At 66.2% G+C, this 18,614-nt stretch carries 19 protein-coding genes and 1 riboswitch; of the genes, 10 read left to right on the top strand and 9 right to left on the bottom strand.

What is annotated here, in order from left to right:
- Window position 1: 1 nt before the first annotated feature.
- From QKW60_RS13985 to cobU, 4 genes are all read right to left on the bottom strand, one after another.
- Window positions 2–1,375, bottom strand: coding sequence for an aspartate aminotransferase family protein (locus QKW60_RS13985; RefSeq protein ID WP_282369552.1), 1,374 nt, complete (start codon window positions 1,373–1,375; stop codon window positions 2–4).
- A 95-nt stretch (window positions 1,376–1,470) separates the two neighbouring features.
- Window positions 1,471–2,220, bottom strand: a complete 750-nt coding sequence (gene cobS / locus QKW60_RS13980) for an adenosylcobinamide-GDP ribazoletransferase (protein ID WP_282369551.1) — start codon at window positions 2,218–2,220, stop codon at window positions 1,471–1,473.
- On the bottom strand, window positions 2,217–3,236 hold the full coding sequence (gene cobT, locus QKW60_RS13975) for a nicotinate-nucleotide--dimethylbenzimidazole phosphoribosyltransferase (RefSeq protein ID WP_282369549.1): 1,020 nt from the start codon (window positions 3,234–3,236) through the stop codon (window positions 2,217–2,219). Before cobT ends, cobS begins: the two co-directional genes overlap by 4 nt.
- Window position 3,237: 1 nt before the next feature.
- On the bottom strand, window positions 3,238–3,744 hold the full coding sequence (cobU, locus tag QKW60_RS13970) for a bifunctional adenosylcobinamide kinase/adenosylcobinamide-phosphate guanylyltransferase (RefSeq protein ID WP_282369548.1): 507 nt from the start codon (window positions 3,742–3,744) through the stop codon (window positions 3,238–3,240).
- Window positions 3,745–3,750: 6 nt separating this feature from the next.
- Here cobU and QKW60_RS13965 point away from each other — a divergent pair, with 6 nt between their 5' ends.
- Genes QKW60_RS13965 through bluB form a run of 5 tightly spaced genes read left to right on the top strand, consistent with a single transcriptional unit; the run spans window position 3,751 to window position 7,739 of the window.
- Entirely contained in the window at window positions 3,751–4,371 is a 621-nt protein-coding gene (locus tag QKW60_RS13965) for a histidine phosphatase family protein (RefSeq protein WP_282369547.1), read from the top strand.
- Window positions 4,368–5,189, top strand: coding sequence for a propanediol utilization protein (locus QKW60_RS13960; protein ID WP_282369546.1), 822 nt, complete (start codon window positions 4,368–4,370; stop codon window positions 5,187–5,189). Before QKW60_RS13965 ends, QKW60_RS13960 begins: the two co-directional genes overlap by 4 nt.
- Before the next feature lie 14 nt (window positions 5,190–5,203).
- A complete protein-coding gene (gene cbiB / locus QKW60_RS13955) occupies window positions 5,204–6,127 on the top strand; it encodes an adenosylcobinamide-phosphate synthase CbiB (RefSeq protein ID WP_282369894.1) in 924 nt (307 codons plus the stop codon).
- A gap of 14 nt (window positions 6,128–6,141) precedes the next feature.
- The gene (cobD, locus tag QKW60_RS13950) at window positions 6,142–7,116 is read left to right on the top strand and encodes a threonine-phosphate decarboxylase CobD (RefSeq protein WP_282369545.1); all 975 of its coding nucleotides are present in this window, start codon (window positions 6,142–6,144) and stop codon (window positions 7,114–7,116) included.
- A complete protein-coding gene (gene bluB / locus QKW60_RS13945) occupies window positions 7,116–7,739 on the top strand; it encodes a 5,6-dimethylbenzimidazole synthase (RefSeq protein WP_282369543.1) in 624 nt (207 codons plus the stop codon). Before cobD ends, bluB begins: the two co-directional genes overlap by 1 nt.
- A 65-nt stretch (window positions 7,740–7,804) precedes the next feature.
- Here the strand turns inward: bluB and QKW60_RS13940 are convergent, their stop codons facing one another.
- From QKW60_RS13940 to QKW60_RS13920, 5 genes are all read right to left on the bottom strand, one after another.
- Window positions 7,805–9,250, bottom strand: a complete 1,446-nt coding sequence (locus QKW60_RS13940) for a cobyric acid synthase (RefSeq protein ID WP_282369542.1) — start codon at window positions 9,248–9,250, stop codon at window positions 7,805–7,807.
- A 3-nt stretch (window positions 9,251–9,253) separates the two neighbouring features.
- Complete coding sequence (locus QKW60_RS13935) at window positions 9,254–9,598, bottom strand: Lin0512 family protein (protein ID WP_282369540.1); 345 nt, start codon at window positions 9,596–9,598, stop codon at window positions 9,254–9,256.
- Window positions 9,595–9,939 carry a Lin0512 family protein gene (locus QKW60_RS13930; RefSeq protein WP_282369538.1) on the bottom strand — a complete coding sequence of 115 codons (345 nt, stop codon included), beginning with the start codon at window positions 9,937–9,939 and terminating at the stop codon, window positions 9,595–9,597. Before QKW60_RS13930 ends, QKW60_RS13935 begins: the two co-directional genes overlap by 4 nt.
- Window positions 9,939–10,556 carry a cob(I)yrinic acid a,c-diamide adenosyltransferase gene (gene cobO / locus QKW60_RS13925; protein WP_263739936.1) on the bottom strand — a complete coding sequence of 206 codons (618 nt, stop codon included), beginning with the start codon at window positions 10,554–10,556 and terminating at the stop codon, window positions 9,939–9,941. Before cobO ends, QKW60_RS13930 begins: the two co-directional genes overlap by 1 nt.
- A gap of 67 nt (window positions 10,557–10,623) precedes the next feature.
- On the bottom strand, window positions 10,624–11,808 hold the full coding sequence (locus QKW60_RS13920; protein ID WP_282369534.1) for an NnrS family protein: 1,185 nt from the start codon (window positions 11,806–11,808) through the stop codon (window positions 10,624–10,626).
- Window positions 11,809–11,845: 37 nt separating this feature from the next.
- Window positions 11,846–12,070, top strand: a riboswitch (cobalamin riboswitch).
- A gap of 89 nt (window positions 12,071–12,159) precedes the next feature.
- Between QKW60_RS13920 and QKW60_RS13915 the strand changes: the two genes are divergently transcribed.
- Genes QKW60_RS13915 through QKW60_RS13895 form a run of 5 tightly spaced genes read left to right on the top strand, consistent with a single transcriptional unit; the run spans window position 12,160 to window position 18,612 of the window.
- A complete protein-coding gene (locus tag QKW60_RS13915) occupies window positions 12,160–12,519 on the top strand; it encodes a DUF1636 family protein (RefSeq protein ID WP_282369532.1) in 360 nt (119 codons plus the stop codon).
- Window positions 12,520–13,569, top strand: a complete 1,050-nt coding sequence (cobW, locus tag QKW60_RS13910; protein ID WP_282369530.1) for a cobalamin biosynthesis protein CobW — start codon at window positions 12,520–12,522, stop codon at window positions 13,567–13,569. It abuts the gene before it with no gap.
- Between the two features lie 6 nt (window positions 13,570–13,575).
- A complete protein-coding gene (gene cobN, locus QKW60_RS13905; protein ID WP_282369529.1) occupies window positions 13,576–16,818 on the top strand; it encodes a cobaltochelatase subunit CobN in 3,243 nt (1,080 codons plus the stop codon).
- The gene (gene cobG / locus QKW60_RS13900; protein ID WP_282369527.1) at window positions 16,815–17,993 is read left to right on the top strand and encodes a precorrin-3B synthase; all 1,179 of its coding nucleotides are present in this window, start codon (window positions 16,815–16,817) and stop codon (window positions 17,991–17,993) included. The genes cobN and cobG overlap by 4 nt, the downstream gene beginning before the upstream one ends.
- On the top strand, window positions 17,983–18,612 hold the full coding sequence (locus tag QKW60_RS13895; protein ID WP_282369526.1) for a precorrin-8X methylmutase: 630 nt from the start codon (window positions 17,983–17,985) through the stop codon (window positions 18,610–18,612). The genes cobG and QKW60_RS13895 overlap by 11 nt, the downstream gene beginning before the upstream one ends.
- The last annotated feature ends 2 nt before the right edge of the window (window positions 18,613–18,614 follow it).

Genomic DNA, 18,614 nt, shown 5'->3' with positions numbered 1-18,614 from the left:
CTCAGGCAAAAAGCTCGGTCAGGATGTCGTCAAAGGCGGCGATGAGGCGGTCGATCTGGCGCTTTTTCGTCGCCGGGCTGACCAGCATCATGTTGTGGAAGGGCGCGATCAGGCAACCGCGATTGAGAAGCGAGGTATGCAAGGTCGCCTCGACCTCGGGCATATGCGCCATACCCGCTTCGGTTCCGTTTTTCAGCGCTCCGGGGGCGCAAATGAACTCCACCCGGGCGCCGACGCGGACGACATGCCAGGGCGCGCCATGCGCCTCAATCACCCGTTTCAGGCCGGAATAGAGCCTTTCCGCGCCCTTCTCCATGCGCGCGTAGTTCTTGGACGTCATTACCTCGACCAGGTTGGCGGTCAGGCAGGCGAACTGCATCGGGTTGGCCGACAGCGTGGTGCCCATGCCGGAATGACCCGAGGCGCGACCGGCATTGTAGCGGATGTAATCCCTGGCCAGTTTCGGTCTGAGCCCCCAGACAGCAGTCGGCATCCCGCCCGCCACGCATTTGCCGACGACGAAGATATCGGGGTTCAGCCCGTGAACGCCAGTGTAACCGCCAAGGCCCGAGGAAATCGTGTGGGTTTCGTCGATGATCAGCAGCGCGCCGTATTGGGTGGCCAGCTTGCGCAAACCGTCGTGGAAACCCGGATCAGGCAGCACCATGCAGGAATTGGTCATTACGGGCTCGGTCAGGATCGCGGCAATCTCCCCCGTCTTCAGCGCCGCCTCTACACTTGCAAGGTCATTGAACTCGGCGCAGGCAGCGAGCGTCGTCAGGTCGGTGACCTGCCCGGTCAGGCCGGGGCGGGTGATCGTCTGGCCGTTCGACAGTTCCACCATCGCGTCATCGACGGTGCCGTGATAGCAACCGTTGAAGACCAGAATCTTGGGCTTACCGGTCACCGCGCGGGCGACCCGGATTGCAAAGCGGTTGGCGTCGGTCGCGGTCGTGGCGATCTGCCATTTAAAGTCGCCGAATCGCTTGGTCAGCAGGCGGCCCGCCTCCAGCGCAGCCTCGGTCGGCAGCATATAGGTCAGCCCGTTCCGCGCCTGTTTGCGGATCGCCCTGGCAACCGGAGCGGGAGAATGGCCGAACATCGACCCGGTATCGCCAAGGCAGAAATCGTCCACCTCATGCCCGTCGATATCGGTCAGCCTTGCCCCTTCGGCTTTGGCGACCAGCATCGGGAAGGGCATCGGCCAATCCTTCATCCAGTGCATCGGCACCGAATCGAGATAGGTGCCCGCGCCCGCATCCAGCGCGGCTTTCGTCTTTGGCCGGGCGGCGGCAAAGGCTTCCGCCTCGCGTTTGGCGATGCTCTTCAGTTTGGATTTGTCGATACCGGCGATAAGGACGGGTTTGCGGGCCATGACGTCACTCCTAATGACGCGCCCTTATCTCTTAAATTTGATCAAATTGGAAGTGGAGAAATGAGGTCTCTAGCCACTGTTAGGCGCTCATTTGATCAAACCATTGCAACCAAGACCGCCCAACCTGCTATCTCTGTCACTTGCTGCATCGCGCCCATCACATCGCCGGTCTGCCCACCAATCTGGCGCATGGCGATCGCGGCGAGGATGAGCGCAGCCAATGCAATAACAACAGCGGTAAGAAGCGCAGTGCCAAAACCAAGCGGCAGAAGGCACAGGAACCCGATGCCCAAGGCGATCATAGCGGGCATCGGGTCATCGCTCGCCGCCGATTGCCCAAGCCCATCGCTGCGCGCGGCGGGCATCAGAACCAGTGCGGTGGGCAGAACCGCCCGGCTCGCCGCTGCGATTCCGATGAGCGCGGCGCTGGCCGAACCAGCCTCTGCCAGTGTTGTGATGCCCGTGGCGCGGAAGCCCAGGGCGAGAATCAAGGCGACAACACCGTAAGAACCGATCCGGCTGTCGCGCATGATTTCCAGTTTGCGCGCCCGGTCAGCGCCGCCGCCGAAGCCATCGGCAAGATCGGCAAGCCCATCCTCATGCATCGCGCCGGTGGCCAGTGCGCCTGCGGCCAGCGCCAGAAACGCGGCCATTACGGGCGGCAGGCCGAGCCAGAGACTGAGGCCACAGATCATAGCGGTAATGGTCCCGACCGCGAGGCCGACGAGGGGCCATGCCCACGAGGAGGCCGCCATCGGCGGTGCAGCGCCGTCTATCCGCCCGGCGGGCAGACGGCTGAGCAGCATGAAAGCCAGCCGGACCTCGTCGGTGCGCGAAGGGCTCATGCCTCCGAAACCCCAGCCTCACCGAAGGTCGCCATGCCGTTGTGGCAGGCAAGGGCAGATCGCACGATGCCCAGCGCCAATGCCGCGCCGGAGCCTTCGCCGAGCCGCATGTCGAACTCCAGCACCGGGCGCTTGTGGATCGCTGCGAGGAGCTTGCGGTGGCCCGGCTCGGCCGAGGCATGGCCGACAAGGCAGTGATCCAGAAGCCGCTTGTCGGTCGCGTAAAGAACGGCGGCGGCGGCTGTGCAGATGAAGCCGTCGAGGATGACCGGGATGCGTGCCGCCCGTGCCGCCAGAACCGCGCCGCAGATCGCCGCCTGTTCGCGCCCCCCAAGGGCGGCGAGGATTACGGGCGCGTTGCCGATGACACCCTCATGCCGCTTCAACCCGCGCCCGATCGCATCAATTTTTCGGGCGATTCCGGCCTTGTCAGAGCCTGTTCCGGGTCCCGTCCATTCAGCGACGTCACCACCGAAGCAGGCTGCCGCCAACGCTGCCGCGACGGTGGAATTGCCGATCCCCATTTCGCCGAGGATCAGGATATCGGCGCCCTCATCTACCGCCGAAGCACCCTGCCAGAGCGCGTCGAGGCAGTCGGTTTCCGACATCGCCGGGCCTTCGGTGAAGTCGCCCGTCGGCCGGTCCAGTTCCAGCGCGATCACTGACAGATCGGCCCCATTGACCGCACATAGCTGGTTGATCGCCGCCCCACCGTTTTCGAAATTCGCGACCATCTGGGCGGTCACTTCCTGCGGATAGGGGTTCACGCCCTGCGCGCAGATGCCGTGATTGCCCGCGAAGACCAGCGCCTGCGCGCGCCAGATCTCGGGCCGCGCCGTACCGCGCCATGTTGCCATGAACTCGGCCAAAGCCTCCAGCCGTCCCAGCGATCCCGGCGGCTTCGTCAGCGAATTCTGCCGCGCGCGCGCCGCTTCGGCGGCTGTAGTGTCGCCCTCGGGCAGCCGGTCGGCAATTTTGGCGATGTCGGATAGGGCGGCGATGCGCGGCAGGCTCATGTCATTTCACTTTCAGGGGAAGTCCGGCAACGGCGAGCCAGACTTCGTCCGCCTCTGCCGCCACCCATTGATTGAGAAGCCCGGCCGCATCGCGGAACTCCCGGGCCAGTTTGTTTTCGGGAACGATGCCGCCGCCGACCTCGTTGGTGACGATGACCACCGGGTCGCGCTGCGCAGGCAACGCCGCGACCAGATCGTGCCCCGCAGCCTGCCAGTCGCGCCCGGCAAACATCAGGTTCGAGAGCCACAGGGTCAGGCAGTCGAGAAGGCGCGGCCCCTGCCCGTCGGTCGCCTTCAGCACCCCGACAACATCCAGCGGCTCTGCATGGGTCACCCATTCCGCCCCGCGCCGCGCCTGATGGGCGGCGATGCGGTCCGACATTTCGCTGTCATGCGCCTCGGCGGTGGCGATATAGACGGCGCGTGGCCCGAGACCGAGCGTCTTCGTCTCGGCGATGCCGCTTTTGCCGGATCGCGCGCCGCCAGTGATGAGTATCGTCTTGCCCATGGCGCGATGACAAAGCAGAAACGGGCGGCGCGTGAAAGGGAGAATCCGACGGTGAATGGCCATGCGGCGACAGAGCTGATGCTGATCCGGCATGCGCCCGCGCTTCACGGCGGTCGCTTGTGCGGCCGCATGGATGTTCCCGCCGATTGTTCGGATACGCCCCGCATCGCGGCGCTGCGCGACCGGATCGGGCGGCCCGACCGGATTTTGGTCAGCCCGGCCTTGCGCTGCCGCCAGACGGCGGGCGCACTCTGGCCCGATCTGGGTGAGCCTCAGACTGACGCGACGCTCTGGGAGCAGGATTTCGGTCACTGGGAAGGCATGGCCTTCGCCGATCTTCCCGATCTTGGGCCAATGCCACCTGACGACCTTGCCAAGCATCGCCCGCCGGGGGGCGAGAGCTTCGCCGATCTCTGCACCCGGATCGCGCCGGTTCTGAGCTCGGCACAGGGCGGGCGTGTCGCCATCGTTGCCCATGCCGGGGTGGTCCGCGCGGGCCTGGCGCTGGCACTTGGCTCCGTCCCGGCGGCACTTGGATTCGAGGTCGCGCCACTGTCGCTGACCCGCATGACCCCTCTCGGTGATGGCCGCTGGTCGGTTGGCACGGTGAACTGGGTGGCGGCATGAAACAGGGCGTGGTCCGGGTTGCCGGGCATCTTGGGGAACTCATTCAGGGGCGGCTTGGGCCTTCGGGACCCGTTGTGCTGATCTCGCTGCCCTGCCCCGCGCTCGCGGTCGAGGCATGGCATCTGCCGGGGCCGGGCCTGTCGATCCACGGATCGGGGCAAAGATTGCTGACACCGACGCGGGCGCTCGACCTCCTCGACCGGCTTGGGCTGAAGCTTTCGGGGCGGGTCGTCCTGTCGGCAAGCATGCCAGCAGGTGGCGGCGCAGGAGCTTCGACCGCATCGCTCGTGGCATTGGCCCTGCTCGCGGGTGCGGACGTACCGCCGCCCGACCTTGCCCGCGCCTGCGTCATGGCCGAAGGCGCAAGCGATCCCTTGATGTTCGGAATGCCTGAGCGCCTTCTCTGGGCCTCTCGCCGGGCTGAAGTGCTGAGCCGACTGCCGCCGATCCCGCGCTTTGATGTCGTGGGCGGGTTCTTTGGCGAACACCGCCGCACCGATCCGCGCGACATGGATTTCCCCGACATCGCCGACCTGATCTCACCTTGGCGGGCGGCGGCGCGGGCCCGAGATGCGGCAGCCCTGGCGCGGATCGCCTCGACCTCGGCCGAACGTACGCTGGCGCTGCGCGGCCCGGTAGGCGATCCGACGGCAAGACTCGCGGACTCCTTCGGCGCACTCGGCTTCGCCATTGCCCATACCGGTTCGGCCCGGGCTTTCCTGTTTCGCCCCGGAACCGTGCCCGAAAATGTCACCACCCGCCTGCGGCGTATGGGATTCAGCGGTATCGTCCAGTTTGCGGCCGGGGGGCAAAAGTGACGGGAGCGCTGATCATGCTTGTGGCACTCGCGCTGGATGCCGTCCTCGGCTGGCCGAAGCCCTTCTTTGCCGCAATCGGCCATCCGGTCACATGGATTGGCGCGCTGATCTCGCGGCTCGATATCTGGCTCAACCTCGATGAGGTCGACCCAGGTCAGCGGAGGCTGGCGGGTGTCATCACGGCTTTGGCGGTTACCGCACTGGTTGGTGAACTCGCCTGGATCGCGACCTGGTTTCTGCCAGCTGGTTGGGTTGGGGTTCTTCTGGGCGGTGTACTTGCGTGGCCCTTCGTGGCGATGCGATCGATGCATGATCACGTCGCTGCGGTGGAGCGCCCGCTGGCTGCGGGCGATCTGGAGCACGCGCGACACGAAGTGTCGATGATCGTCGGGCGCGACCCCTCGCGGCTCGACGAGGCCGGGGTGGCCCGCGCGTCACTTGAGAGCCTCGCTGAGAACACTTCGGACGGTATCGTCGCACCGGTTTTCTGGGGTGTCCTCCTCGGCCTGCCCGGCATCGCCGCCTACAAGGCGATCAACACGCTCGATTCGATGATCGGCCACCGGACACCCCGCCACGAGGCCTTTGGCTGGGCCTCGGCCCGGATCGACGATCTGGTGAACCTCATTCCCGCCCGGCTGACCGGCTTGCTGTTCGCCCTGACGTCAAATCGGCCGAAGGAAGCGCTGGCGACGATGTGGCGCGATGCGGGCCATCACCGGTCGCCCAATGCCGGGTGGCCCGAGGCGGCGCTTGCCGCCGCTCTTGGCATAAGGCTTTCGGGACCGCGAATCTACGGCGACCGTGTTGCTGATGAGTCCTGGGTAAACGAAGGCGCGCCCGATCCCACGCCAGAGGACATTTCGCGCGGCCTTGCCTCTTACCGCTATGCGATGATTGCGCTGGCGCTGATGGTCGCAGTATCGGCGTCGATCTGATGGGGATGGGGGCAATGCGAGATCACGGCGGCAATCTCGACGGGGCCATCGGGCGGTTCGGCGGCCAGGCGGCCGGATGGATCGACCTTTCTACCGGCATCAACCGGGTGCCGTATCCGTTGCCGGGGCTGTCCCCTGCCGCATGGACCACCTTGCCGACGAAGGCAGCGATGGAGAGGCTGCGCATCGCCGCCGCGCGTGCCTATGGCACGAAGACGGCGATCCTGCCTGTCGCGGGCGCACAGGCCGCAATCCAGATAGTCCCGCGTCTTGACCCGCCGGGTCACGCGCGGGTTCTGGCACCCACTTATAACGAGCACGCGGCCGCCCTGAGGTCGGCAGGTTGGCAGGTCGAGGAGGTTGCAGAACCGGGAGACCTTGCCGGGGCCGATCTGGCGGTTCTGGTCAATCCCAACAACCCCGACGGTCGCTATCTGCCGCCCTTGGATGTGCTGGCGCTTGCGTCCCGTGTCGGACGCCTGATCGTCGATGAAAGCTTCGCCGATCCCTATCCCGCGATGTCCGTGGCGTCTCAGGCCGGGCATGAAGGCATGATCGTGCTGCGCTCCTTTGGCAAGTTCTACGGGCTGGCGGGTCTGAGGCTCGGCTTCGTGTTGGGTGCCGATGCCGATATCGCGGCGCTGTCTGACATGGCCGGGCCTTGGCCGGTGTCCGGTGTTGCGATCGAAGTGGGAAGCGCCGCACTGGCCGATCGGCAATGGGCGCTGGAAACGACTGCACGCCTGATGACAGAAACCGCGCGACTGGACGCGCTGGCCGAAGTGGCGGGCTGGACCTTTCAGGGCGGGACGGCGCTGTTCCGGCTCTATGATACCGGCGACGCGCAGGTCGCACAGGAGCGACTGGCGCTTGCGCATATCTGGTCGCGGATATTCCCCTACTCGACCGGCTGGATACGTCTCGGCCTGCCGGGAGGTGAGGCAGAATGGGCGCGCGTCGCCAACGCCCTGATGGCGGGAGGAGACTGATGCAGTTCACCACCGATGAGGCGGGAACGCTGGAGCGTATCCTGAAATGGCGCCGCGACGTGCGGCATTTCAAAACTGATCCTGTGCCTGAAACGACCCTGTCTCGCCTGAAAATGGCGATGTCGGCTGCACCTTCGGTTGGAAATGCGAGACCCTGGCGCGTTTTACGGGTTCAGGATCTGGCACTACGCCGTGCAATTCGAGACGAGTTCGAACGCTGCAATGCCAATGCCGCCGCAGAGTATGATGATGCCGCCCGCTCGGAATATATGCGGCTAAAACTCGCGGGCCTCGATGCGGCACCCGAACACCTTGCCGTCTTCACCGTGACCGATCCGAAGGCCGGGCGCGGCCTTGGCCGACGCACCATGCCCGAGACGCTGCACCAGTCGACCGCGATGGCGATCCACACGCTCTGGCTGGCCGCACGGGTGGAAAACCTCGGGTTAGGAATGGTGTCCATTCTGGAACCTGCCGAGATAGAGCGCCTGTTTGCGGTGCCGGTAGGGTGGGAGTTCAGCGCCTATCTTTGCCTTGGCTGGCCGGAATTCACCGATGACACGCCGCTCCTGCACCGGGTTGGCTGGCAGGAAAACCAGCCAACGGATTGGTTGGACAGGTAGTGGGGGCGCTGCGCCCATTGCCCGTTCCGGGCAATTCCCCCGGAGTATTTTCAGACAAAAAGTGATCAGCGCGCGAGCGCGAGGAGACCATCGACATCCAGATGCGCCTCCATGTGATCGGCCAGTGCGTCGAGCGTCGCCTCGACACCGGTTCCGTAGCTGGCAGTCGAGGCTGCCCCAAGGCGTTCGAGAAACGCGGCGCGGAACGCATCGCCCGTGAACATGCCGTGCAGGTAACTGCCGGAGATGCGACCATCGGAAGAGGTTGCGCCTTCCGGCATGCCGTCTACCACGGCGAACGGGCGGGCGCGGTCCGGTCCCTCAGTCCGGCCGATATGGATCTCATAGCCCTCCATCGGCGCACCGCTCACCGCGTGGATGGCGCGGGTGCGGGTCAGGCGTTTGTCCGGTGTCATCACGGTTGCGACGTCAAGAAGGCCAAGGCCCTTATCTTCGCCTGCCGGGCCTTCGATCCCCTCCGGGTCCGCGATGCTTTGCCCAAGCATCTGGTACCCGCCGCAAATCCCCAGAACATGACCCCCGCGCCGGATATGGCCGCCAAGGTCAAGGTCCCAGCCCTGTTCGCGAAGGAAGGCGAGGTCGCCGCGCGTGGATTTGGAACCGGGGATGATTACGAGGGTCGTGTCGCCGGGAAGAGGCTCACCCGCGCGGACCATGGTCAGGCTGACGGAAGGCTCCAGTTTCAAAGGATCGAGGTCGTCGAAATTGGCGATACGGCTGAGGGCGAGGCAGGCGATTTTGAGGGGGCCGCCATCGGCGGTTCCGCGAAGGTCAAGCGCATCCTCGGCGGGCAGTTTTGCGGCATCCTTGAAATAGGGCAGCACGCCAAAACCGCGCCAGCCTGTGCGGTCCTCGATCAGCCGGTAGCCGTCGTCGAATAGGCTGGGGTCGCCGCGGAACTTGTTGATCAGGAACCCCGCGACCATCTCCGCATCCTCGGGGTCCAGAACCGCCTGCGTGCCGACGATCTGGGCGATCACCCCGCCCCGGTCGATATCGCCCGCCAGCACCACAGGCACGTTGGCGGCACGTGCAAAGCCCATATTGGCGATGTCGCCCGCGCGCAGATTGACCTCGGCCGGGCTGCCAGCACCTTCGACAATGACGAGGTCGTGGGCGGTTTTCAGGCGCTGGAAACTCTCAAGCACAGAGTGCAGAAGTTGGGGTTTCAGGGCAGAATAGTCTCTAGCCCGGACGGTGGTCAGCCTTTTGCCCTGTACCACGACCTGCGCGCCGGTATCTGTTTCAGGCTTCAGAAGGACAGGGTTCATGTCGGTATGCGGCTCCAGCCCGCAGGCCAGTGCCTGCAAGGCCTGCGCCCGCCCGATCTCACCCCCGTCCATGGTGACGGCAGCATTGTTCGACATGTTCTGCGGCTTGAACGGCGCAACCGTGAGACCCCGGCGTTTCGCCACCCGGCAAAGCCCCGCAACCAGAAGCGACTTTCCGACGTTCGAGCCGCAGCCCTGGATCATCAGCGCCCGTGTCATGCCTTAGCCCTGATGCGGCAGGAAGGCCTCGACAGCGGCGGTGGCGATTACGATCACATTGCCGCTGTCGGGATTGGTAACATTGAGACCGCCATGCGCGGTTGTAACTGTCACTCTGCCGCGGGGCAGGCAAGCAGTGAGAGCTGCACAGTCGATCGCATCGGGGTTCTGCACACCGACCGTGACCTGAACCCGCATCGCTGCATGGTCGAGGTCGAGCGCGTCGAACAAGGGGATCGAGGAATGGCGGATCGCATCCTCGATCGCGCGTCGGGCGGCCTTCTGGTAATCCTGCCCGTACTGATCGTTGCCCATGCCCATTTCAATGATGAACCGTTGATCGCTCATGCGCCCATCTCCAGCGAAACGGAAATGGCGGCATTGGCGATCACCGTTGGATTGCGGCCATCGGCACGGGGGACATCAAGCCCACCCTTCACCACCGTTACCTTCGGCTGGCCATAGGGGAAAACCGCAAGGATTGCGGTGGAATCGACCCTGTCCGGGGCCTGAACGCCGATCTCGACATCAATCAGCATGTCACCCTTGGGTCGCCCGAACAGCTCGGCCAAATTGATCGAATTGTGCCAGAGCGCGTCTTTCACGGCCCGTACTGCGGCCTCGGTATAGTCCTGTCGGCGCAGGCTGGTGCCCATGCCGAACTCGGTCAGAAGACGTTTGGGCGCCATCAGAACTCGACCCCTTTCTGGCCCTTGATCCCCGAACGGAACGGATGCTTGATCAGCGTCATCTCGGTCACGAGGTCAGCGATCTCGATCAGTTCCTCCTTGGCGTTGCGGCCCGTCAGCACGACATGGGTCATTGCCGGCTTTTCATCTTTCAGGAAGGCCACCACCTCGGCCACATCCAGATAATCGTAGCGGAGCGCGATGTTGATCTCATCGAGCAGCACCATCCGGTTCCTCTCATCCCGGATCAGTTCCTTGGCCTTCTCCCAACCCTTGCGGGCGGCAGCGATGTCGCGGGTCTTGTCCTGGGTTTCCCAGGTAAAGCCCTCGCCCATCGCGTAGAACTGACAGAGATGGCCGAAGTTGGCCTCGATCAGCGTGCGTTCGCCGGTGGACCACGCGCCCTTGATGAACTGCACGACCGCACTGGGCATCTCATGCGCGATGCAGCGCAGAATCATTCCGAAACCGGATGAGGACTTGCCCTTGCCGGCCCCTGTATGGACGATGATAAGGCCCTTCTCGCCCTCCTTCGTCGCCATGATCTTGTCGCGCGCGGCCTTCTTCTTGGCCATCTTCTGGGCGTGGCGTTCGGCGTCATTCACTGGCGTGGTCATGGCATGTCCCTTCTGGTCTCGGGTCGGGGTTCAATAGGCGATTGTGCGGACAATGGCGAGAGCTGCATCATGCACGCGGCCCGCTGAAGACCGGGCGCTGTGGTGCACCGCGCAGGCTCGGGATCAGCGTGATCAGATAAGTGGACCATCCCACCACCCAAAGCATCGCCGCCGACGGGCTGAGCGCAAGAAAGCTCCCTTCCGCCAGACGCAGGCAGGCCGCGAGCCAGACAAAGGCAAAGGCAATGATGCCGGGCCATCGCGCGACCAACCGTTCCGGAGTCCGCCGGGCGACGGCGCGGGCAGCGACGGCGTGGATCAGGCAGGACATCGCCCCTGCGGTCAGCGCGTGAAGGGCATCGGGCGCGGCAAGAACCTCAACGCCCAGCAGCGCCAGACCGGTCAGTGCGAGGCCAACCGGCAGCCAGACAAAGCCGAGATGCAGCATCAGGACCAGCGCATCGTGGCGCACCGCTGCCCGCTGCCACTGGAACAACCGCAGCGCCTCTGCCCCCGCCGCGATCACCAGCGCGGCGCCGGCAATCGCCGCTGCGCCGGTGGCGTCCGCAACCAGCGCGGCGACAATGCCGGTCGCGCCCAGATACCCGGCGATCGCCGCCTGCGGGATCGGGGCCGCCCCTTCGGACAGAACCCGGTTCTCGGTAAGGGCTCGAACCATACGCCCCCCTATCACCGACAGGACCAGCGCGAAGATCAGGATGGCGGCGCGGGGTTCGGCCAGACCGAGGATCATGGCCAGATCGGCCACGCCGAGCAGCACCGCGAACACAGCCTGAAGCGCGCCCTTGGCCGACCGGCCCGAAATCGCCTCACCCGCGAGAAGTGCTGCAAGCCAGACGAAGAAGGCGGTGGCGATCAGGGCGATCGGCATCAGCGGTAGCCCGGTCACTCCGGCAATCGCGATCCGGGTCACGATCCAGAGCACGGTCAACACGGCGACGGGCAAACCTGAGGCGGGGGCGCGGCGACTCCAGCTTGGCGCGGCGGTCAGCGTGTAACCGGCAAAGGCCGCGCCCGCGAAGCCGAAAATCATCTCATGCGCGTGCCAGAGAACGGGCGAACCCAGCGCATCTGCTACCGGCCCACCCGATTCGCCCCGGTAGCGCCAGACGATCACGGTAACGGCCCAAAGGGCCGCCAGCAGAAACATCGGCCGGTGCGCGGTCGCGAAGATGCCGCCGGTGGCGCCTGCCGGGTCGTTCCTGTGCGTCGGGGCTTCGCTGTCGTCCATGTCTGCCCGTGTTTGCTTGACAAGATGCGCGTCAATGCCTCAGGAGAGGTGCGCTGGTTCCTGCCTAAGGCAGGCGAAGAGGGAATGCGACAGGCTTTGCGACCACACATGGTCCGGGGCCGAAGCGCAGCCGCCCCCGCGACCGTGACCGGAGAGGCCCCCCGATCCCACTGGCAGGACGCCGGGAAGGGGGTGGGGCCGCCGGGGCCGTCAGGCTCCGACATCCGCAAGCCGGGAGACCTGCCAGCGAAGGAATGTGACGGCGGACGGGGGATTCCGCGACCGGCTCGGGGCAATGTGACGCCCCCCGCAGGCCCGCCCCTTTCCGCGAAATGGAAGGACCGGCGACCCGTGACCGTAACACTTCATGTCTGCACGACCTGCCGGATGGGTCAGTCCATCCCGGATGACGAGGTACGCCCCGGCGCCCGGCTTCTGGAGGCGCTTCAGGCCGAAGGCGCGCCGGATGGCGTCCGCATCGTGCCGGTCGAATGCCTGTCGGCCTGCGATCACGGCTGCAACATCGCGATTTCCGGCCCCGGTCGCTGGTCCTATGTCTATCGCGGGCTCAATCCGGACGAACATGTCGCCGATATCCTCTCCGGTGTCGCCGCCTATGCCGCAACGACCGACGGTATCGTGCCATGGCGGGACCGTCCGGTGATCTTCCGCAAACAAAGCCTTGCCCGCATTCCCCCGATGGAGTCCTGAATGTCCGACCTCAACAAGATCCCCGTCACCGTCATCACCGGCTTTCTCGGCGCGGGCAAGACCACGCTGATCCGTCACCTGATGCAGAACCCGCAGGGCAAGCGTCTGGCCGTGCTGGTCAACGAATTCGGCACCGTGGGCGTCGATGGCGATATCCTGAAATCTTGCGCCGATGAGAACTGCCCGGCCGAGAATATCGTCGAGCTGGCCAATGGCTGCATCTGCTGCACCGTCGCCGACGATTTCATCCCGACGATCGAGGCTCTGATGGCCCTGCCAGAGCGCCCCGATCATATCCTGATCGAAACCTCGGGCCTCGCATTGCCGAAGCCGCTTCTGAAGGCCTTCGACTGGCCTGCGATCCGCTCGCGCATCACCGTCGACGGCGTCATCGCTTTGGCCGATGCCGAGGCGGTCGCGGCGGGCCGGTTCGCGCCCGATGTCGATGCGGTTCAGGCCCAGCGCGAGGCCGATGACAGCATCGACCACGAGACGCCTCTGTCGGAAGTTTTCGAGGACCAGATCTCCTGCGCCGATATCGTGCTTCTGTCGAAGGCCGATCTGGCGGGCGAGGCCGGCCTTGCCGCCGCCCGTGCGGCGATCGAGGCCGAGGCGCCGCGCAAGCTGCCGATCCTTGCGATGGAGGAAGGCCGCATCGACCCCGCCGTGATCCTCGGGCTGAATGCGGCCGCCGAGGACGACCTCGACGCCCGCCCCTCGCATCACGACGGGCATGACGACCACGAACACGACGATTTCGATACGGTGGTCATCGACCTGCCCGAGGTGGCCAATCCCGAGGCGTTGCAAGCCGCCATCGTGCGGCTGGCGCGGGAACAGAACATCCTGCGGGTAAAGGGCTATGTTGCCGTCACCGGCAAGCCGATGCGGATGCTGGTGCAGGCCGTGGGGACGCGCATCCGTGCCCAGTACGACAAACCCTGGGGAGATACGCCTCGTGCATCAAAACTCGTGGTGATTGGCGAGCATGACGATGTCGATCCGGCGGCGATCCGCGCGGTTCTGCTGCCGGAAACCGTAGGGGCCTGATCTGTCATGCATGTCGTCTTCCGCGAAAGCCATGGGCTGGAGGAAACAGACACCCCGTTCGACCTGGGTCAGGACCCGGCCGAACTGGTGGTGCTGTCCTTTTCCGACAGCGACCTTGGCGCTTTCGCGGCGGGCTGGCATCGGGCGGCGGGCGGTCTGCCGACCGTGCGGATGGCAAACCTTGTGGCCCTGCGACATCCCCTGTCGGTCGACACCTATGCCGAACAGACCCTGTCCGGCGCCAAGGGCATTCTCATCCGCCTGATCGGCGGCGAAAGCTACTGGCCATATGGCCTGGCCCAGGTGCAGGACCTCGCCCGGCGCAACGGTATCGCACTCGCGGTGCTGCCCGCAGACGGACGGGAAGACGCGCGGCTCGATGAGTTGTCCACCCTGCCGAAATCGACCCTGCGCCGGCTGCAAGCGCTTTGCGACGCAGGCGGTGCGGTGGCAGCGCAGGCGGCCCTGCAGCAGATGGCGCTGGCGGCGGGCCTTTATGCCGGCCCGGTGATCGGCGACAAGACGGTGCCCGCTTTCGGCTGGTACCTGCCCGGCAAGGGCGTTGCCCCGGCACCCGAAACTTCCGACCGGCCCTTGGCTGTTGTCACCTTCTACCGCTCCTACCTGACCTCCGCCGATACCGACCCGGTCGACGCGCTGATCGCGGCGCTGGAGGAACGCGGCTTTACCGCCATCGGCGCCTATGCCGCCTCGCTGAAGGACCCTTCCGCCGCCGCGTGGCTGCGCGCCGAACTCACCCGGCTGGCTCCCGCCGCCATCGTCAATGCGACGGCCTTTTCGGCGAAAGGTGCGGATGGCTCCGCCTCGCCGCTCGACGCGCCGGGCTGCCCGGTCTTTCAGGTCGCCCTCTCGACGGCGCGGAAAAAGGACTGGGCCGAGGCGGAACGCGGGCTCTCGCCCGCCGATCTCGCCATGCATGTCGTCCTGCCCGAGGTCGATGGCCGGATCTTCGCGGGCATCGCCAGCTTCAAGAGCCCCGGGCGCCGCGACCCGGACCTGCAATTCTCTCGCTTCGCCCACCGCGCCGACCCGAACCGCATTACCGCCGTGGCCGACCGCGTGGCGGGCTGGCACCGTCTTTCGATGACGCCCGCGCCTGACCGCAACGTCGCGCTGATCCTCTCTACCTATCCCGGCAAGGTGCATCAGTTGGCCCATGCTGTGGGCCTCGATGCGCTGGCCTCAGCAGAAGGCATCCTTTCGGCCCTTGCCGACGGAAACCTTGACGTGAAAGCGGGCAAGGACCTTGGTCAGTCCCTTACGGCGGAAACGCTGGAATGGTCCGTTTCGGCTTATATAGACACTGTTTTGTCCCTACCTGCCCCGCTGAAGGATGCCCTATTTGCCGCCTGGGGCGATCCTGCCACCGACCCTTCGGTCACGGACGGCCATTTCCGTTTTCACGCGATCCGAAGGGGCAAGGCAGTCGTCGCCCTGCAACCCGAACGCGGAGAGGTCACGACACGGGCCGACGATTACCACGACCTTTCGCGCACACCGCGACATGCCTATGTCGCCTTCTACCTCTGGCTCCGGTCGCAGAGCCTCCATGCGCTCGTTCACATCGGCGCGCATGGCACGCTCGAATGGCTGCCGGGCAAATCGGTCGCTCTATCCGCCGATTGCTGGCCCGAGGCGCTGACCGGCGCCCTGCCGGTCATCTACCCCTTTATCGTCAACGACCCGGGCGAGGCCGCGCAAGCCAAGCGCCGGATCGGCGCTGTCACCATAGGCCACCTGCCTCCGCCTCTGGTGGACAGCGCTGTGCCGGAGGATCTGACCCGGCTCGAACGGCTGCTTGACGAATACTCCACCGCCGACGGGCTCGACCCCGCCCGCCGCGACCGGCTGATCGCCGCGATCCGGGATGAGGCGAAGGGACGCGGCGTCGAGGACGATCTCGGCATCCCCGAGGATGCCTCGCCCGCCGAGGCGATCACCCGCATCGACCGCTTCGTCTGCGACATCAAGGAAAGCCAATATGGCGATGGCCTCCACATCTTCGGTACCGGCCAATGCGGCGCCGAGGAACGCGCGGGCCTGATCGCAGCGCTGAACGGGGCCCGTGTCGAGGCCGGCCCCTCCGGCTCCCCCTTCCGTGGCCGCTCCGACGTGCTGCCCACGGGCCGCAACCTCTTCACCACCGATCCCCGCGCCGTACCGTCGCGCGCCGCCCATGCGCAGGGCGTGAAACTGGCGGAGGAGCTTTTGCGCCGCCACCTGCAGAACCACGGCGACTGGCCGAAATCGCTGGTCATCGACCTTTGGGGATCAGCGACGATGCGCACGGCGGGCGAGGAATTCGCGATGGCCCTGCATCTTGCGGGCCTCGCCCCGAAATGGGACGAGGGATCCGAGCGTGTTTCGGGCTTCGAGGTCATCCCCCTCGCCCTTCTCCGCCGCCCGCGGATCGACGTGACTTTACGCGTTTCCGGCCTGTTCAGAGACGTATTTCCAGGGTTGGCCCAGCTTTTCGAAGCCGCTGCGGGCGCATTGGCGGAGCGCGAGGAAGCGCCCGAGGACAACCCCTATCTGCGCGCCACACCCCGCGTCTTCGGACCGAAGCCGGGGCTTTATGGCCTCGCCATGGGCGAGGCGATCGAGGATTACGGTCCCGAAGGACAAGCGGCTGCCGGCGAGGCCTGGCTTGCGGGCTCCGAATGGGCCATTGACGCGACCGGCACCGCGCAACACGCCCGCGCGGCGCTGGAAGAAAAGGTGAAGGGCGCGAACGGCTTCGTCCATGTCCAGGACCTGGCCGAGACCGACCTGCTCTTGGCCTCCGACTATGCCGCGCATGAGGGCGGGTTCGCTGCCGCCGTGGCACGGCTCGGCGGCGCGGCGCCCGCGCTCTACCATCTCGACGCGACAAGGCCAGATGCGCCCCGTGCGCGGACCCTGCCGGAAGAGATCGGCCGTGTCGTCCGGGCCCGCGCGGCGAACCCGAACTGGGCCGATGGCATGATGCGCCACGGCTTCCGCGGCGCGGCCGAGATTGCGGCAACGCTCGATCATATGGCGGCCTTCGCCCATCTCGCCCGCGCGGTTCCGGCGCATCTCTTCGACCTCTACCACGAGGCGACCTTGGGCCGCGACGAGGTCGTGGCCTTCATGGAAACCGAGAACCCCGCCGCCCTGCAGGCGATGCGCGACCGTTTCGCGGCGCTCCGCGATGCCGGGCTCTGGATCACCCGCCGCAACTCTATCGCGATGGAGGCGGGGCAGTGAGCGATCCGGTCATCAAGGGCTGGTGCCCCGGCGCCCTGCGTCCGATGATGTCGGGCGATGGCCTCGTCGTCCGCGTGCGCCCGCGCGGCGGCCGGCTGACGCCGGAACAGGCCAAGGGCATCGCGGACCTGTCGGCGCGCTTTGGCAACGGGCTCATCGACCTTTCCGCCCGCGCCAATGTCCAGCTCCGCGGAGTCGCCGAGGCGTCGCACGGACCGCTGATTGAGGGCCTTTCCGCCCTCGGCGTGATCGACGAGACGACCGAGGCCGAGAGCCGCCGCAACATCACCGTCACGCCCTATTGGCAGGAAGACGACGGGGTGCAGGAGGTCGTCCGGTCGCTGACCGAGGCGCTTAGCCACCCGGACGCCCCGGCAACGCCCGGCAAGTTCGGTTATGCCGTCGATTGCGGTGCCGAGCCGGTCCTGTCCGAGACCTCCGCCGATATCCGCATCGAACGCGGCCCCGGCGGCGGGCTTTTGGTGCGCGCCGATGGTGCTGCCACCGGCACCGAGGCGACGCCCGCGACGGCGGCGCGGCTGGCACTCCGGCTCGCGGAATGGTTCCTAGAAACCGGCGGTGCACCCGAAGGCCGCGGCCGCATGGCGGCGCATCTTGCCCGGGGTGCCACGCTGCCGGACGCCTTCACCGAGATCCCGGCGCTGCCGCGCGCCGCTGCTGCGGCCCCCCTGCCAGGGCTGTTGCCGCAGGGTTTCCTCGTCGGGTTCGAATTCGGCCAGATGACCGCCGAAACAGTGTCTGTTCTTGCTGAAATCGGTCCACTCCGTGTCACGCCCTGGCGCATGATCCTGATCGAAGGTGCGGCAGAAGCGCCGCGCATTCCCGGCCTGATCACCGATCCCGCCGACCCGATGCTGCGCGTGACCGCCTGCACCGGTGCGCCCGGCTGTCCGCAGGCGCTGATCGCCACACGGCCGCTGGCGCAGGCGCTTTGCCCTTCGCTGGCGCCCGGCACGCGGCTGCATGTTTCGGGCTGCGCCAAGGGCTGCGCCCATCCCACGCCCGCACCGCTGGTGCTGGTCGGGCGGGCCGATGGCAGCGTCGATCTGATCCGGATGGGCACCGCCGCCGATACCCCGTCGCTGACCGGACTAATCCCCGCGACGCTTACTGCCAATCCCGCCCTTCTGACCGAGACCGAACATGCCACATAGCTACCAGACCGACGGCGCCGCGATTTACCTTGAAAGCTTCGCCACGATCCGGGCCGAGGCCGACCTTGCCCGCTTCACCCCCGAAGAGGAGGTCGTCGTCGTCCGCATGATCCATGCCGCCGGGATGGTGGGACTTGAGGAACATGTCCGCTTCTCCCCCGGCATGGCCATCGCCGCCCGGGCAGCGCTTGAAGCCGGTGCGCCGATCCTTTGCGATGCGCGCATGGTCAGCGAGGGGATCACTCGGCCCCGTCTGCCCGCCGGTAACGAGGTGATCTGTACGTTGCAAGACCCGCGCGTGCCGGGGATGGCGAAGGAGATGGGCAATACCCGCTCTGCCGCCGCGCTGGAACTGTGGCGGCCGCATCTGGAGGGGGCCGTCGTCGCCATCGGCAATGCGCCGACAGCACTCTTCCACCTTCTCAACATGCTGGAAGACCCCGCCTGCCCGCGCCCGGCGGCGATCATCGGCTGCCCGGTCGGCTTTGTGGGCGCTGCCGAATCCAAGGATGCGCTGATGGCGGTCCTGCCCGTACCTTCCGTCATCGTGAAGGGCCGACTTGGCGGATCGGCGATCACGGTCGCCGCCGTCAACGCGCTCGCCAGCCGGAAGGAATGAGC

Source organism: Albidovulum aestuarii (genome assembly GCF_029961185.1).
In the GTDB taxonomy this organism is placed as follows: domain Bacteria; phylum Pseudomonadota; class Alphaproteobacteria; order Rhodobacterales; family Rhodobacteraceae; genus Albidovulum; species Albidovulum aestuarii.
This window is presented reverse-complemented; position numbering and strand designations above follow the sequence as displayed.